The organism is Hymenobacter sedentarius (genome assembly GCF_001507645.1).
In the GTDB taxonomy this organism is placed as follows: Bacteria; Bacteroidota; Bacteroidia; order Cytophagales; family Hymenobacteraceae; genus Hymenobacter; species Hymenobacter sedentarius.
The window spans coordinates 3,237,408-3,252,473 of sequence record NZ_CP013909.1 but is presented as its reverse complement, the minus strand read 5'-3'; the positions used below and the strand labels follow the sequence as shown (position 1 = coordinate 3,252,473).

13 protein-coding genes are annotated in these 15,066 nt (G+C 60.7%); 6 read left to right on the top strand and 7 right to left on the bottom strand.

The genetic code is table 11. The features are described from left to right. Positions 1 to 49: 49 nt before the first annotated feature. Both AUC43_RS20445 and xerD read right to left on the bottom strand, forming a co-directional pair. Entirely contained in the window at positions 50 to 2,983 is a 2,934-nt protein-coding gene (locus tag AUC43_RS20445; RefSeq protein ID WP_068194453.1) for an FtsK/SpoIIIE family DNA translocase, read from the bottom strand. Between the two features lie 265 nt (positions 2,984 to 3,248). Beyond that, the gene (xerD, locus tag AUC43_RS13345; protein ID WP_068194450.1) at positions 3,249 to 4,148 is read right to left on the bottom strand and encodes a site-specific tyrosine recombinase XerD; all 900 of its coding nucleotides are present in this window, start codon (positions 4,146 to 4,148) and stop codon (positions 3,249 to 3,251) included. A 175-nt stretch (positions 4,149 to 4,323) separates the two neighbouring features. Between xerD and aroQ the strand changes: the two genes are divergently transcribed. The 4 genes from aroQ to AUC43_RS13325 all read left to right on the top strand — a co-directional run bounded on the left by aroQ (position 4,324) and on the right by AUC43_RS13325 (position 7,519). Beyond that, on the top strand, positions 4,324 to 4,773 hold the full coding sequence (gene aroQ / locus AUC43_RS13340; protein WP_068194447.1) for a type II 3-dehydroquinate dehydratase: 450 nt from the start codon (positions 4,324 to 4,326) through the stop codon (positions 4,771 to 4,773). A gap of 229 nt (positions 4,774 to 5,002) precedes the next feature. Beyond that, positions 5,003 to 6,079 carry an aminotransferase class V-fold PLP-dependent enzyme gene (locus AUC43_RS13335; protein ID WP_068194444.1) on the top strand — a complete coding sequence of 359 codons (1,077 nt, stop codon included), beginning with the start codon at positions 5,003 to 5,005 and terminating at the stop codon, positions 6,077 to 6,079. 237 nt (positions 6,080 to 6,316) lie between these two features. Then, on the top strand, positions 6,317 to 6,787 hold the full coding sequence (rnhA, locus tag AUC43_RS13330) for a ribonuclease HI (protein WP_068194441.1): 471 nt from the start codon (positions 6,317 to 6,319) through the stop codon (positions 6,785 to 6,787). 9 nt (positions 6,788 to 6,796) lie between these two features. After that, positions 6,797 to 7,519 (top strand): tRNA1(Val) (adenine(37)-N6)-methyltransferase, encoded by a 723-nt coding sequence (locus tag AUC43_RS13325; protein WP_068194438.1) that lies wholly within the window; start codon positions 6,797 to 6,799, stop codon positions 7,517 to 7,519. 30 nt (positions 7,520 to 7,549) lie between these two features. Here AUC43_RS13325 and AUC43_RS13320 read toward each other — a convergent pair whose 3' ends face one another. Then, positions 7,550 to 8,896 (bottom strand): saccharopine dehydrogenase family protein, encoded by a 1,347-nt coding sequence (locus tag AUC43_RS13320; RefSeq protein WP_068194435.1) that lies wholly within the window; start codon positions 8,894 to 8,896, stop codon positions 7,550 to 7,552. 137 nt (positions 8,897 to 9,033) lie between these two features. On the opposite strand from AUC43_RS13320, the gene AUC43_RS13315 reads away from it, so the two are divergent. Together AUC43_RS13315 and AUC43_RS13310 are read left to right on the top strand one after the other, a co-directional pair. Further along, complete coding sequence (locus AUC43_RS13315) at positions 9,034 to 9,531, top strand: cytidine deaminase (protein WP_068194432.1); 498 nt, start codon at positions 9,034 to 9,036, stop codon at positions 9,529 to 9,531. Between the two features lie 83 nt (positions 9,532 to 9,614). After that, on the top strand, positions 9,615 to 10,286 hold the full coding sequence (locus AUC43_RS13310) for an alpha/beta hydrolase (protein ID WP_068194429.1): 672 nt from the start codon (positions 9,615 to 9,617) through the stop codon (positions 10,284 to 10,286). A gap of 16 nt (positions 10,287 to 10,302) precedes the next feature. Here AUC43_RS13310 and AUC43_RS13305 read toward each other — a convergent pair whose 3' ends face one another. The 4 genes from AUC43_RS13305 to AUC43_RS13290 form a co-directional block, all read right to left on the bottom strand. Next, the gene (locus AUC43_RS13305; RefSeq protein WP_068194426.1) at positions 10,303 to 11,049 is read right to left on the bottom strand and encodes an SDR family NAD(P)-dependent oxidoreductase; all 747 of its coding nucleotides are present in this window, start codon (positions 11,047 to 11,049) and stop codon (positions 10,303 to 10,305) included. A 96-nt stretch (positions 11,050 to 11,145) separates the two neighbouring features. Further along, the gene (gene porT / locus AUC43_RS13300; RefSeq protein WP_082685088.1) at positions 11,146 to 11,949 is read right to left on the bottom strand and encodes a type IX secretion/gliding motility protein PorT/SprT; all 804 of its coding nucleotides are present in this window, start codon (positions 11,947 to 11,949) and stop codon (positions 11,146 to 11,148) included. Next, positions 11,898 to 12,626, bottom strand: coding sequence for a bifunctional demethylmenaquinone methyltransferase/2-methoxy-6-polyprenyl-1,4-benzoquinol methylase UbiE (gene ubiE, locus AUC43_RS13295; protein WP_068194419.1), 729 nt, complete (start codon positions 12,624 to 12,626; stop codon positions 11,898 to 11,900). The genes porT and ubiE overlap by 52 nt, the downstream gene beginning before the upstream one ends. Positions 12,627 to 12,802: 176 nt before the next feature. Beyond that, positions 12,803 to 15,064 (bottom strand): OmpA family protein, encoded by a 2,262-nt coding sequence (locus AUC43_RS13290; protein ID WP_199243447.1) that lies wholly within the window; start codon positions 15,062 to 15,064, stop codon positions 12,803 to 12,805. Positions 15,065 to 15,066 lie beyond the last annotated feature (2 nt).

The window sequence follows — 15,066 nt, the reverse complement described above, 5'->3', positions numbered from 1 at the left end:
ATTAGGTGAAATTACCTTCGCCATAATTGGGCAAGGTTCTCAGCGGCTATTATTTGCTCATGCTATTAAGCAGTTGCTCGAGCTGGTATTCGTCGGGAATGAGCACGTCGCGGGCCTTGCTGCCTTCGAACGGCCCCACGATGCCGGCGTGCTGGAGCTGGTCGATGAGGCGGCCGGCGCGGTTGTAGCCCAGCTTGAGCTTGCGCTGGAGCAGGCTGGTGCTGCCCTGCTGGTGCAGCACGATGCAGCGGGCCGCGTCCTCAAACATGCTGTCGCGCTCGGTGGGGTCCATGTCTTCGTTGCCGCTGCCGGCGTCCCCGTCGGCCCCGGCCACTTCGGGCAGCATGTAGGCATCCGAATAGCCCTGCTGCTCGCCGATGAAGTCGCAGACGCGGTCCACTTCGGGCGTGTCGATGAAGGCGCACTGCACGCGTATTAGGTCCGAACCCGCTGAGAATAGCATGTCGCCCTGGCCAATGAGCTGGTCGGCGCCGCCGGTGTCCAGGATGGTGCGCGAGTCAATCTTGCTGGTCACCTTAAAGGAAATCCGGCACGGGAAGTTGGCTTTGATGATGCCGGTGATAACGTTTACCGAGGGGCGCTGGGTGGCCACGATGAGGTGAATACCGATGGCGCGGGCCAGCTGCGCGAGGCGGGCAATGGGGGTTTCTACTTCCTTGCCGGCCGTCATCATCAAGTCGGCCAATTCGTCGATGACGAGCACGATGAAGGGCAGGAAGCGGTGGCCTTTCTTGGGGTTGAGCCGGCGCTCGATGAACTTGTGGTTGTACTCCTTCAGGTTGCGGCAGCCGGCTTCCTTCAGCAGGTCGTAGCGCCGGTCCATCTCCATGCACAGCGAATTGAGCGTGTTTACCACCTTCTTCGTGTCGGTGATGATGGCCTCGTCGGTGTCGGGCAGCTTGGCCAGGTAGTGGCGCTCAATTTTATTGAAGATGCTCAGTTCCACCTTTTTGGGGTCGACGAGCACGAACTTGAGCTGGGCCGGGTGGCGCTTGTAGAGCAGCGAGGCCAGAATCACGTTCAGGCCCACCGACTTGCCCTGGCCCGTGGCCCCGGCCATGAGCAAGTGGGGCATTTTGGCCAGGTCGGCCACAAACACTTCGTTGGTGATGGTGCGGCCGAAGGCGATGGGCAGGTCCATTTCCGAGCGGGCAAACTTCTCCGAGCCCAGCACCGAGCGGATGCTCACCATCTCCTTTTTGGTGTTCGGCACCTCGATGCCGATGGTGCCCTTGCCCGGAATGGGGGCGATGATGCGGATGCCCAACGCGGCCAAACTCAGGGCAATGTCGTCTTCCAGGGCCTTAATTTTGGAGATGCGCACGCCGGCTTCGGGCACGATTTCGTACAGCGTCACGGTGGGGCCGATGGTGGCCTTGATGCTGGCAATGCTGATGCCGTAGTGGCCCAGGGTTTCAACAATGCGGTCCTTGTTGGCTTCCAGCTCTTCCTTGGTGACCTGGGCCTTGGCTAGGCCGTAGTCGTTGAGCAGTTCCAGGGTCGGGAATTGGAAGCGGGGCAGGTCCAGCGTGGGGTCGTAGTTCACGTTGGGCATGGCGTCGGCGTCCTCGTCTTCGTCGGCCACGGCGGCGATGTCGGCGCCCGCGTTCGGATCCAGGTCGTCGCGGCCGGGCGTGGTGAGGGTGAGGTCGGGCAGTTCGCGCTTTTCCGGCTTGGCCAGCGGCGTGTCGTTGTCCGCCAAATCGGCCAGCGAAAGCGGCGTGGGAACGGTGGAAACTGGCACGCTCGAAGCCACTTCCGGCGTGGGCATTTCGATGGAGAAAGCAGGACCGCTGACCGCCAGCGGCACTGCTGCAGCGGCAGCAACTGACGCGGCGGCCGGAACGGCACCAGCACTGGCCACGCTGAGGGCTACGCCGGCACCCATTCGGGGCGCCGGCTCAAATTCTACTGCGGCCGGAGTTTCTTCAGTTTCATCCGCATCAAGCGCCAAGGCAGGTTTTGCCTGGGCACCGCCAGCGGCTACAGTAGCAGTTGAGCTGGTGGCCGATTCCTGTACTGCCGGTCTGGCTTTTACGGCCGGAGCAGCTACGGCTACTGGAGCGGCGGCAGCGGCTTGCTCGGCAGCCAATTCAGCTTCGAGTTCGGCATCTTCCTCAGCATCGTCTTCGGCCCCGAGGCGACGGAAGCTGCCCAGGTTAATGCTGGTGACGTTGAAGAAGAAGACTACAAACGAAATCAAAGCGAACGCAAGCAGCAGGACCGTGCCCCAGCCAATGAGGCTGTCGAGCCAGGAAGCAGCCTCAAAACCCACGCCGCCGCACAGAAAATCGAGCCGATGGGCCAGCACCGGGTCGGCGCCAGGCGTAGCCAGCGTCACCACCACATAACCCAACAAGATGCTGAGCCATGCCATGGTGAACAGCCCCAGGGCCAGCACGTAGCTCACCGAGCCCACCGCCGAGCGGAAGACAATCTTGTAGCCCAGGAAAAACACCATCGGCACCAGCGCAAACGCCGCCACCCCAAACAGCTTGTAGATGAACAGCTGCGCGGCCCAGGCGCCCAGCAAGCCCAGCCAGTTGCCCGACTCCTGCCCGGCTTCCTTGAGCGGCGTGGTGCTCAGGCTCGCTACCACACTCTGGTCTGCGTGGCCGGTGAACAGGAACGATGTGAAGGCAATGGTGAGATACAAGCTCCCAAGCAGCAGCCCGAACCCGATAAACAGGTGAAAGCGGCGGTCGCGCAGCAAGGCCAGTGCGTTGCTCAGGCCCGGCAAGGGCCCGCGCGGCGCCCGGGGTGGCTTGGGGGGCTTTGGTGGAGCCGCTGCGCGAGCGGCTTTGGGTACGTTGGTAGCTGCCGGGCGCGGCTCTGGGCGCACGGGGGCGGCCTCAGAGGCAGGGGTAGCGGGGCGGGGCTCGTTGCGCCGGGGCTGCCGGGGGTCGGCAGGGCGGTTGGCAGAGGAGCCGGGAGAAGGGTTCTTGTAACGATTATCTGCCATTCGACGGAAGCATAAAGGCCAAATTTACATAATACAGGCTAGTAAACGACCAGCAGAAGGCCAAACTCACCTTCTATTAACGGATGAGCCAATTTAACCATGTTAAAATTGGAACGGCAGCGGCCCCGAGCACGACCGGAACGCCTTGCACGGCCGCACATTGTGCCCACCGGCTCATTGCAATCTTACTATATGCCTCGCCCGAGCTCCTCGCTCGACTTTGTAGCGGGGCCCACAGCACCAACCGCCTCACCCCTCCCCTGTCCTAGCTCCTCGGGTGAAACTCGGTGATAACCTGGCGCAGATAATCCCGGTCGAGGTGGGTGTAGATTTCGGTGGTGGTGATGCTGGCGTGGCCCAACATTTCCTGCACGGCGCGCAGGTCGGCGCCGCCCTCGATGAGGTGGGTAGCGAAAGAATGCCGCAGCGTGTGCGGGCTGATGGTCTTCCGCAAGCCTGCCTGCTCGGCCAGCTTTTTGAGCGTAGTAAACACGGTGATGCGCGACAGCGGCCGGCCGCGCTGGCTCAGAAAAACCACGTCCTCGGCTCCACTTTTAATATCGAGGTGCCCGCGCACGCCGCTCAGGTAGAAGTTCAGGTGCTTCAGGGCCTCGCGGCCGATGGGCACCAGCCGCTCTTTGTTGCCCTTGCCCACCACCTTCACAAAGCCCTGCTCGGCGTACATGTTCGAGAGCCGCAGGTCGCACAATTCGCTCACGCGCAGACCGGAGGAGTACATCACTTCCAGCAGCGCCCGGGCCCGCAGGCCTTCGTCGGTGCTCAAGTCGATGGCCGCAAGCAGCTCTTCAATTTCGGGGTAGCTGAGGGTGTCCGGGAGGTGGCGGCCGGTTTTGGGCGCTTCCAGGGTGTCGGTGGGGTCCAGTTTGAGCAGGTCTTCCATGATGAGGAAGTTGAAAAACGCCTTCAGGCCGGAAAGGGTGCGGGCCTGCGAGGTGGCGCTCAAACCCAGGCCTTGCAGCGTGGCCAGGAATTCATGCAGCACCGGCGTGGTCACCTGAATGGGGCCCATGTGCAGCTGCTGCATCACCAAAAACTGCTGGAGCTTGGTGACATCGCGCACATAGGCCTCCACCGAATTGGGCGACAGAGACTTTTCGAGCCGGAGGTAGCCCTGAAATTGGTTGATGGCAACGGGCCAAGTCATGTCAGTTAACAATTACCATTTAACACTTCATACGCTGGCGGGCATTGCGAGCGCACGAAAGCCGACGATGTAGCTTGCGGTCCCAAAGAACGCCGCTAACCACGACTATGGCTTGCCCCTCGGCAACCCCAGTGCCAGCGTGATAACTGTTAAATGATAATTGTTAACTGAATTGATGGACATTCTCATCCTCAACGGCCCCAACCTGAACCTGCTGGGCCGCCGCGAACCCGGCATTTATGGCACCCGCTCGTTCGATGACTTTTTTCCGGAGCTGGAAACAGCTTTCCCCCAGGCCACGCTCACGCACTTCCAGTCCAACCACGAAGGCGAGCTGCTCGACAAGCTCCACGAAATCGGCTTCACCCACCACGGCATCGTGCTGAATGCCGGCGGCTACACCCACACCAGCGTGGCCCTGGCCGATGCCGTAGCTGCCATTGCCGTCCCCGTGGTGGAGGTGCACCTCAGCAACCTTCACGCCCGCGAAGACTTCCGGCAAAAAAGCCTGCTGGGCAAAAACTGCGCGGGCAGCATCAGCGGCTTTGGGCTGGAAAGTTATCGGCTTGCCGTGCAGTGGTTCGTAAATCAGCAGCCCAAAAAGGTCGGTTTTAGGGTCTCATAACCCTGCAGTCCGGGTTTTACAATTGAGCTGAATTTCCCCGGGCGCGCATTCGGTTGGCGAGTATTTGGGGGCGAACTTTGTGCGGGTGGATATTTTTTGACCTTCCATACGCGTTGCGGGTAGCAGCTTCTTCCCGGCCCAACGCACCACTGGCACCTGCGCCGGTGCTGCCGGCCGGGAACCCAGAGCCCTCCCCAACCTTCCTTCCATCTGAAAATCCGTTCAATTCGTGGTTCAGACCTTCACTTTCAACCCCGGGCCTTCGGCCGTTTATCCTGCCGTTCGCCAGTACCTCACCGATGCCCACGACGAGGGCTGGCTCTCGGCCCCGCACCGCAGCGAGAAAGTCACCAGCCTGGTGCGCCAGACCGTTGCCGACCTCAAATCCAAGCTCAACATCCCGCAGGATTACACTGTCCTGTTCACCAGCTCGGCCACCGAGTGCTGGGAAATTCTGGCCCAAAGCCTCACGCCGCGCCGTAGCTTTCACCTCTACAACGGCGACTTCGGCGAGAAATGGCTGAAGTACGCTAAGGCCCTGCGGCCCGCCAGCACGGGCGTATCCTTTGGCCTCGAAGAAGTGCCCGACATCGCGGCCCTGCCCTTCAACAGCGAGGAAACCGACCTGGTGTGCATCACCCAAAACGAAACCAGCACCGCCACCCAGCTCCGCGAGGGCTTTATCCTGAACCTCTACAACCGCCTCGGCGGCGCCCTGTTGGCCGTGGACGCTACCAGCAGCCTCGGCGGGCTCAACCTCAAGTACATCAAGGCCGACGCTTGGTTTGCCTCGGTGCAGAAGTGCTTTGGGCTGCCTGCCGGCCTAGGCTTGCTCGTGCTCTCGCCGCGCGCCGTGGCTCAGGCCCGCCTGGTCAACGACCGGGCGCATTACAACGGGCTGCCCGCCATGCTGTCCCAGATGCTCAACTTCCAAACCAACTTCACGCCCAACGTGCTCAACATCTATCTGTTGAGCCGGGTAATGGCCGACCGCGAGCCCATCAAAACCGTGCACCAGCACCTGGCCGACCGCGCCCAGAAGCTCTACGACTTCTTCGAGCAGGCCACCCCACTGCAGCCCCTTATCACCAACCCCGAAACCCGCTCCACCACCGTTATCGGCTTGAAAGGTGAGGCTAGCATCATCGAAGAAATCAAGCGCAAGGCCCAGGAGGCGGGCCTGAACCTGGGCAGCGGCTACGGCCCGCTGAAGAACACGACCGTGCGCATTGCCAACTTCCCAGCTGTGCCCGATGCCGCTTTTGAGGCCCTGGTGCAGTTTTTTGCCAAAGAATTTCCGGCTTGAAGCGACAGGGCTGACCAGAACGACAACTCCCCTCCTTACCAAGGAGGGGATGCTCAACTTGGCAGTTGAGCTGGGGTGGTTGAATCGTTGAACGACTGGCGCCTGAGTCGTTCGGGTGTCGTTCAACGAGGTCAACTACCCCCGTTCGAGCCAAGGGCTCGAACATCCCCTCCTCAGCTGAGGAGGGGAGTTTTTGTTCTGCTGGCCCTGTCTGCTCCTTCTATCTGCTCCCACCCCATGATTCATCTGTTCACCGACGGCTCGGCTCGCGGCAACCCCGGCCCCGGCGGGTACGGGACCATACTGCGCTACGGCCCCCACGAAAAAGAGCTCACCCAAGGCTTCCGCTACACCACCAACAACCGCATGGAACTGCTCGCCGTGATTGTCGGGCTCGAAGCCGTGACTCGGCCCGACCTGCCCATTCGCGTCGTTTCCGACTCGAAGTACGTGGTGGATGCCGTGGAGAAAAAGTGGGTGTTTGGCTGGGAAAAGAAACCCGACTTTGGCAAAAAAGCCAACGAGGATTTGTGGCGCCGCTTTCTAAAAATCTACCGGCAGCGGAAAGTGAGCTTCCACTGGATAAAGGGCCACGCCGGCCACCCCGAAAACGAGCGCTGCGACGTGCTGGCCGTGCAAAGCGCCCTCGGCAAGGGCCTGCTGATAGACGAAGGCTATGAGGCCTTGAGCCAAACGCCGCTGCTGTAGCCGCGCCTCATGCCCAACGACTACTTCGATTTTAAGCAGTTCCGCATCGAGCAAAGCGCCTGCGCCATGAAGGTGAGCACCGACGCCTGCCTGCTGGGCGCCACCACCGACCTTACCGGCGCCACACGCCTGCTCGACATTGGCACCGGCACTGGCCTGCTCGCCCTCATGGCCGCCCAGCGCCACCCCAGCGTGGAAATCGAAGCGGTGGAGATTGACAGCGCCGCCGCCGCCCAAGCCGCCGCCAATGTGGCCGCAAGCTCGTGGGCGGCACGCATTCAGGTGCGGGCAGCCAGCCTGGCGCAGTATGCCGCTGCGCAGCCCGCGCCTTTCAGCCACATGGTGTGCAATCCCCCGTTTTTTCTGGAGTCCCTGCCTTCGCTTGCTACGAAGCGCCGCACGGCCCGGCACGTGAGTACCGACTCGCTTTCTTTCGAAGAGTTAGCTCAATTCGCTTTCCAATTCCTGCTGCCAAGCGGTTCCCTCACGGTATTGCTTCCGCCACCGGAAATGGCCTGGTTCGAGCAGGCGGCCCAAGCTGTGGGCTTATCAGTAGCGGCACGCCTATCAATCCGGCATCGCCCAGGGGCGCGCGTGACGCGGCACATCACCCGCTTCGAGCGCGAGGCGGCAGTTTGCGCTGAAAAGGAACTGGTGATTCACACTGGCGCCGCGCCCGGGTATTCGAGCGAGTTCCGGGCCCTGCTGGCAGAGTTTTACTTAGCGCTGTAAATATGCCTGCCGTGACGTGCGGAGTTTAGCTCAATGCTCCTCCTCGGTGAATACAATGCCATAATCAGCCGCCAGCTCATCGAGTATCGGCTCATATAAAGCGGCTTGCACGGGAATTAGCACGCCGCGCTGCGCCACCTCACCGCGCACCAGACGGCGCACCGCCATACCCAAGGGCAGGCCCACGGTTTTGGCCATGGCCGTGTGTGTGGCATCGTCGCCTAGCACGGCCAGTGATGAGGTGAGGCTGTGGACAGCTCCGTTCAGCTCAAACCCGAACTGGTGCTGCATCACAATCAGGTCGTGGTCGTGGGGCTGGAGCTGCCATTTTTCGCTGAGCAGACGCTCGAGCAGTTGGGCTGGCGTGCCGTTGGCATGGCCCACGGGACGGTCCGAAAACAACCCCAGCCAGTTCAGGCGCCCCATTTCCTCGCCGGTGGGGTCCAGGCCCAGGTAATTGGCCACGCGCACCGACAAGTCCAGGTCCGGAACCTGCGAGACGGGCAAGTAGGCTTCCACCAGCTCGGCCCAGGTCATGGCTTCGGGGTTATCCAGATTCACGGTATCATCGGTGAGGCCCAGGCGCACCAGCGCGTGCCAGGCGGCGCAGTACCCCGGCCGGCGCAGCGTGCCCCGCAAAATGGTCGGAATACCATCGAGGCCATACGGCGCGCGGTAGCTCAACGAGTCACGGTTGGCGTAGCCCTCAAACTCGCCGTAGCCGGGCACCGCCAGCGTTTCGGTGCGGGCAAATAACTGCTGATAGGGAATGAAGCGCGGATGGCCGTTTTCCAGGTATTTGGCCGTGCTTTGGCCCGCCAATACCACGTTGCGGGGGTTCCAGGTAAACTTGTATTTCCAGGGATTGTCGCCTTCCGCGTCAGGAGCCAGCAGCCCCCCGCAATACGACTTAAACGAAGTGAGCCGCCCGCCGCGCGCCCGGATATGCTCAATGGCCCGCATGGCCGACATGTGGTCCAGGCCGGGGTCGAGGCCGCACTCCATGAGCAGGGTCACCCCGGCGGTCACCGCCTCCTCGTGCAGCGCCCGGATTTCCGGGCTCACGTAGCTGGCGGTGGCCAAGTGACACCCGTGCCGCACGCACGCCCGGGCCACCACGCCGTGCAGCAGCGCCGGCAGCATGGAAATGACCACATCGGCCTGCTCCACTAGCTCATCGAGCAGCGCTTCCTGCTCTAAAGCAAAGGGCACCGCCCGTGCGTATTTGGAGTGAGCCGCCAGCACCGGGGCCAGGTGCGCCGGGTTGGCATCGGCGACGGTCAGAAACCAGTTTTCGGTGGGCGCATGGCGCAGCAGGTACTGAATAAGGGACGAAGCCGAACGGCCGGCGCCGAGCAGAAGCAAGCGGGTAGTCATGCGGCAAAAGTAGTGGGGGGCGCCGCACTTGAAAACCAAATGCTAAGCTCAACCATGTCCCCGTTGCGCTAACTTTCCGCAGGTGCTTAAAAATCGCGGTTAACTGCCTTATCTTCGCCGCCCCTTATTCCCACCTCATGGCCCGCATTCCTCGCCAGCAACTGATTTCCTACGAAGAGCTGGACTCCGCCAACGACCTCACCGACGCCGAGCGGGCTACGTGGCAAGCCGCCCGCGATGCCACCGCGCACGCCTACGCTCCCTACTCCAGCTTTCACGTGGGCGCGGCCCTGCTGCTGGCCGACGGCACCATCTTCCGGGGCACCAACCAGGAAAACGCCGCCTTTCCCTCGGGCCTCTGCGCCGAGCGCACGGCCTTGTTTGGCCTCGCCGCCAGCCAGCCCAACCATGAAACCATTGTGGGCATGGCCGTGGCCGCCCGGCCCAACGGGGGCGATTTTGGCCCCGCCCTCCCCTGCGGCGCCTGCCGCCAGGTGATGCTCGAATACGAAGCCCGCCAAGGCCAGTTCATCCCACTGCTGCTGCCCAGCCGCGCCGGCACCATACTGCGCTTCAACTCCCTGGCCGCCATCATGCCCTTCAACTTCTCGGCAGACGACTTGCCGGCGAGCTAGTTGAAGAATGTACGCCTACCCATCCGCACCGCGCGGTTTTGGGCTAGATAGTGCCTGAAAACAATCTGAAGCCGCCCCTTGGCATGACTGAACACCACCTGGCCGTCACACGTACGGCGCGCTATTATCAGTTGGGCCAATTGTCGGCAGCAACCAAGCGCGTGTGGTTTGTGTGCCACGGCTACGGGCAGCTTGCCGCGTACTTCTCGCGGCACTTCGCTTTCATCACCGCAGCCGACCCGGCCACCGTCGTCATTGCGCCGGAAGGCCTCTCGCGTTTTTACCTTACCGGCAACGGCGGCCGCGTGGGCGCCAGCTGGATGACCCGCGACGACCGCCTGCATGAGATAGACGACCACGTCAATTTCCTAAATCAGCTGGCCGACCAAGTGCTGGCGCTTTGCGCCGCCAATGTTCAGGTCACCGTGTTGGGCTTTTCGCAGGGCACCGCCACCGTCAGCCGTTGGCTTACGCGGGCACATTTTGCCCCAGCCAGCCTCATTGTCTGGGCCGGCAGCTTTCCCGAAGACCTGGCGCCCGCCGCAGCCCAGCGCCTGCTAGCTGGTCTCTCCCTGACGCTTGTGTTGGGCACTGAAGACCAATATATCTCCTTGCTTCAGATGCAAAAGCAACAAGAGCAGCTACAGCAACTTGGGGCCACGCCCAAGCTAATCACGTTTGCCGGCAAGCACGAAATGAACCGGGCGGTTTTGGAAGCACTTGCCGGCCTAGGCCCAGCGCAAGGCTTGAGCTAACCAGGCACAGCAAAATTTACTTCCGCACAATGGTGGTGGCGGCACCTTGCGCACCGGCCAATACCAGCACTTCGGCAATGGTCACGTGTGGCGGCCGGGTCACCATAAACACAATGATTTCGGCGATGTCTTCGGGGCGAAGGGGTTCAAAGCCTTCGTACACCTTGGCCGCGCGCGCCTCGTCGCCTTTGAAGCGTACCTGCGAAAACTCGGTTTCCACTGCCCCCGGGTTCACCTCGGCCACCCGCACGCCGGTGGGCAGCAAATCCAGCCGCATGGTTTTGGTGAGCATGCCTACCGCCGCTTTGCTGGCGCAATACACGTTGCCGTTGGCATACGCTTCCTGCCCGGCCACCGAGCCGACGTTGAGAATAAAGCCGGTCTGGCGGGCCGTCATGCCGGGCAGCAAGGCGTGCGTCACGTTGAGCAAGCCACGCACGTTGGCGTCGAGCATCTGGTCCCAGTCGGCGGGGTCGCCGCCTTGGATGGGAGCCAGCCCATGCGCACCGCCGGCGTTGTTCACCAGCACGTCGGGCGCTTGCAGTTCGGCGGGCAGCGTAGCCACGGCCGCCTGCACCGCGGCCCGGTCGCGCACGTCAAACTCCAGAATATGCACCGGCACCGGGGCCACCTGGGCAGCTAGCTCCTCCAGCCGCTCGCGCCGCCGGCCCGCCACCACCAACTGAAAACCGGCCCCGGCCAGCGCTACCGCCGTGGCCCGACCAATCCCCGACGAAGCACCGGTAATAAATGCAGTTTTCATACAGCTGAAGAAAGAGGCAAACGCAGAAAATTGAGCTGATTGGAGTTGAGTATTAAATAATACTCAACTCCAATCAGCTCAATAATTACAGCCCAATTAGTTTTGAATGTTAAGGTAAAGAGTCACCGAATTGGTGCTCAAGCTCTGCAAGCTGCGGGTAAACGTGTCATTGTGCGGCACCAGCAAATTGCGCAGACCATGCGAAAAGCGAACCTCCGGCGCCAGCTTAAACAGCGGATAAAACAAGTCCAGCCCAAACCCATATTCCAGGGTTAGGTCGCTTTTTACTATCTGGAGCTGGTTGCGCAACAGGTCGCTGCGGCGATTGCTGGCCGTCAGACTGGGGCTCAGGCCGGCTATCATATACACGCGGGTGTTGCGGCGCCGCTCCGACTGGTACTTCAAGAGCACTGGGAATTGGATAACGGTAGTGGTGACCTGCTGGGTCACAATAGAGTCCGGGCTGGGATAGCCCCGCGGCCGAAATTCCACTTTGCGCGTCAGGAAGCTAACGCCCGGCGCAAACCGCAGAATAAATGGCGACCCTGCATTGCCCAAGCGGGCATCGCCAATGAAGCCGACGCCAAAACTGGGGCTGATAATGGCGTTGGCCGTAATGTCCTGCCGGTTGATGTACCGCTCCGAATGCTCGATGTCGAACCGGGAAGCGGTGAAGGCAATGTACATGCCCGGGTGAAACCACCGGTCGTCGTAAGCCGGCAGGTTTTTCACGGTTACGGACTTCACGGTGCCGCCCTTGCCGCGGGTGGCTTTGTTACTGGACTTGCGCTGCGCCATCGCTGCGGTGGGCAGCAGCAGGCCCAAAAGGCCCAGCAGGGCGAGGCGCTTTACTTGTGCGCCGTGTAAATGGAGCTGATGCCGAAGGTGAGTGGTTGCCATGCAGGTTCTTTAAAACCGACTTTGGCGAGAATAGCCAAAAAGTCGGGGCCATCGGGAAATGCCTGTACCGAAGCAGGCAAGTAAGTGTAAGCCGACTGGTCTTTGGAAATCAATTTGCCAAAAACCGGCAGCACCCGACGGAAGTAAAAATTATACGCTTGCTTAAGTGGAAACGCCGTGGGCTTGCTGAATTCTAAAATCACGAGCTTGCCGCCCGGGCGCAGCACGCGCAGCATTTCGGCCAGCCCGGCCTCGAGGTGCGCAAAGTTGCGCACACCAAAGGAGGCGGTCACGGCGTCGAATTCCCCATCCTGGAAGGGCAGGTTCTCCGAGTCGCCCAACTCCAGCTGAATGCGGTGGCCCAGGCCTTTGGCGGCGAGCTTGCGCCGGCCCACTTCCAGCATGCCTTCCGAAATGTCCACGCCGGTCACGTGCGCATTGGTAGCAGCGGTGCGCAGGGTTTCAATGGCAAAGTCGGCGGTGCCGGTGGCAATGTCCAGAATGCGGGCCGGGCGCAGTTCTTTCAACTCGTCCACCGCTTTGCGCCGCCAATAAATGTCGGTGCCAGCACTGAGGAAATGGTTGAGGAAATCGTACTTGCCCGCGATGGAGTTAAACATCTGGGCAACCTGCGATTTCTTATCGGCGGAATTGTCTTTGTAGGGTACTACGGCCATGAGCGGGCGCAAAGAACGGTATGGAAGCGAGAAAATTGTCCTTCCCCAACGCCCAACGGGTCAGGTTTGTTGGGCCGCCCCGTTAGAAAAGCGCGACGGGCCACCGCGAGTAAGCACATAAAAAAGCGGGCCGGACAATGTGCCCGGCCCGCTCCCCTAGTTAAAGGCCTGAACGACTACTCGTTTTTGGTCTTAATCTTGGTTTTTTCGCCATTGGCGTCTTTGGCTTTGCCATCCAACTCACCGTTTTTGGTTTTGGTTTTGGTGTCGCCAGCGTCGCTTTTGGTTTTCACTTTCACTTTGTCCGAGTCCTCGTCCACTTTGGTTTTCACCTTGGTGCCGTCGGCCATCTTCACCTTGCTTTTGCCGGGAGCCAGCGGCACAGCGGTGCCGGTGGTGCCGGTAGTGCTGGCGCCGGAAGTACCGGTGGTGTCGGTGGCGGCGGGAGCAGCCGGGGCAGCAGTGGTCGGCATGGTAGCGCCTTCCTGCATCACCGGACGGAACTCGTCACGACGGTTGAGCTGCATGTTCTCGGGCGAATCGTTCGGCGCGGCCGGACGACGCTCGCCGTAGCTTACCGTGGTCATGCGGCTTTCAGCAATGCCCTTCTTTTTCAAGTAGTTCTTAGCTGCATCGGCGCGGTTCTGGCCCAGTACCATGTTGTACTCGTCGGTGTTGCGCGAGTCGCAGTGGCCTTCAATCGAGATGTTGATGCCCGTATTAGCCATCAGCTTCTGGGCGGTGTTGTTCAGCTCCGTAATCGACTCCGGACGCAGCTTGTACTTGTCGGTATCGAAGTAGATGTTCTTGAACATCCCGTTCGCCAGGCTGGTGGTGTCGATGTAGTTCACGTAGAAGTTCTTCGTGATGGTCGTCGAGTCATTCGTCGACACCGGCACGGCAAATTCCTGCGTTTCGATGTTCTTGCCGTCCTTGCTCACGGCTACCTGGTAGGTACGGCCCGAAAGCACGGCTACCTGGTAAGCGCCATCGGGCTTGGTTACGTCGCGGAAGCTCAGCGCCGTTTTGTCGGCCTGCGCACCGGTGAACACCAGCTCAACACCCGGAATCACCGACGTGCTGTCTTTTGCCGAGAACACCTTGCCTTTGATGATGGCGTTCTTGATGTAGTTGATGGTGTAGATGTCTTTTTCACCGTAGCCACCGATGCGGTAGGAGCTCAGGTAAGCATACGAACCGTCGGGGCTCAAACGGTAGTACGAGTCATCGTCCGGCGTGTTGATGGGGTAGCCCAGGTTCTGAGCTTCGCCCCAGCGGCGCGTTTCGGCGTTGTACTCCGACTTGAAGATGTCGTAGCCGCCCATGGTGTTATGGCCACGCGACGAGAAATACAGCGTTTTGCCGTCTTTGCTCAGGTACGGGCTGTCGTCATCATACTTGGTGTTGATGGCGCTGCCGAGCGATTTGGCCGGGCCAAACTCGTCGGTCATCGAAGCACGGGTCGACACGTACAGGTCGAGGGTGCCATCTTCTGAATAGCGGCCCGTCGAGAAGTACAGCGTCAGTCCGTCCGGAGTAATGTAAGCATCCCCTTCGTACGACTTCGAGTTGATGTTGCTGCCCAGGGGCTTGGGAGCCGTCCAGTCGCCACCGCTTTTCTCCGAGATGAAGATGTCGCCGTTGTTATCGTTACGGTACATCAGCAGCTTGGTGTCGTTGTCGAACAGCTGCGTCGAAGCATCATGGCCTTTGCCGTTGAGCACGCCGCTCAGCGAGCGGGGCTTGTTCCAGTTCTCGTCGTCGAGGCGGGTGGCTTCGAAGATGTCTTCGTAGTACTCGCCGTCGGCGGCAATGCTCTTGTTTTTCTTGTCGCTGGGCTTGCCGGTAGCACCGGTTACGTTCTCACCACGCGAGGTGTAGATGAGCAGCTTGTCATCAGACGAAATAACCGGGCTGTGCTCCGAGAATTGCGTGTTGATGGTCGGGCCCAGGTTCTTCACGAAGATGTCCTTGGGCGAATTGAACTGCACCTTGGCATTCTTGCTGTGCTGAATAAGCTGCGCCAGCTCTTCTTTGCGCTGGTCGTTCTTTTTCAGGGTAGCATTGTACGCCTGAAAGTGAGCTACCGCCTCATCAAAGTTGTAGTTGAGGTGGTCTACCCGGCCAAGCCAGTACTCCACGTCCTTCGAAACCTTCGGCTTAATTTTCTGCGCCTTGTAGATGTAGTCGCTGGCCTTTTCCTTGTCGAACGACATATAGGAAATACCCGCGTTGAACAACGCCTTGGCATTGTTGGGGTCTTTGGCGAGTACCTTTTCGTAATAAGGGAGGGCAGCGCGGTAGTTTTCCTGCTCGAAGAACTTGTTGCCGGTCTTGAGGTCCTTCCGTGTGCTTTGCGCCTGGGCCGGTGAGGCGATGGTGGCGGTGAGGGCAACGGCGCACGACGCTTGCAGTAACCTTCTGGATAAGTTGTCCATTG

Excerpts from the sequence above, each read along its gene's own strand:
- AUC43_RS20445 (WP_068194453.1), bottom strand. The coding sequence starts at position 2,983 with ATGGCAGATAATCGTTACAAGAACCCTTCTCCCGGCTCCTCTGCCAAC.
- xerD (WP_068194450.1), bottom strand. The coding sequence starts at position 4,148 with ATGACTTGGCCCGTTGCCATCAACCAATTTCAGGGCTACCTCCGGCTC.
- aroQ (WP_068194447.1), top strand. The coding sequence starts at position 4,324 with ATGGACATTCTCATCCTCAACGGCCCCAACCTGAACCTGCTGGGCCGC.
- rnhA (WP_068194441.1), top strand. The coding sequence starts at position 6,317 with ATGATTCATCTGTTCACCGACGGCTCGGCTCGCGGCAACCCCGGCCCC.
- AUC43_RS13325 (WP_068194438.1), top strand. The coding sequence starts at position 6,797 with ATGCCCAACGACTACTTCGATTTTAAGCAGTTCCGCATCGAGCAAAGC.
- AUC43_RS13320 (WP_068194435.1), bottom strand. The coding sequence starts at position 8,896 with ATGACTACCCGCTTGCTTCTGCTCGGCGCCGGCCGTTCGGCTTCGTCC.
- AUC43_RS13315 (WP_068194432.1), top strand. The coding sequence starts at position 9,034 with ATGGCCCGCATTCCTCGCCAGCAACTGATTTCCTACGAAGAGCTGGAC.
- AUC43_RS13310 (WP_068194429.1), top strand. The coding sequence starts at position 9,615 with ATGACTGAACACCACCTGGCCGTCACACGTACGGCGCGCTATTATCAG.
- AUC43_RS13305 (WP_068194426.1), bottom strand. The coding sequence starts at position 11,049 with ATGAAAACTGCATTTATTACCGGTGCTTCGTCGGGGATTGGTCGGGCC.
- porT (WP_082685088.1), bottom strand. The coding sequence starts at position 11,949 with ATGGCAACCACTCACCTTCGGCATCAGCTCCATTTACACGGCGCACAA.
- ubiE (WP_068194419.1), bottom strand. The coding sequence starts at position 12,626 with ATGGCCGTAGTACCCTACAAAGACAATTCCGCCGATAAGAAATCGCAG.
- AUC43_RS13290 (WP_199243447.1), bottom strand. The coding sequence starts at position 15,064 with ATGGACAACTTATCCAGAAGGTTACTGCAAGCGTCGTGCGCCGTTGCC.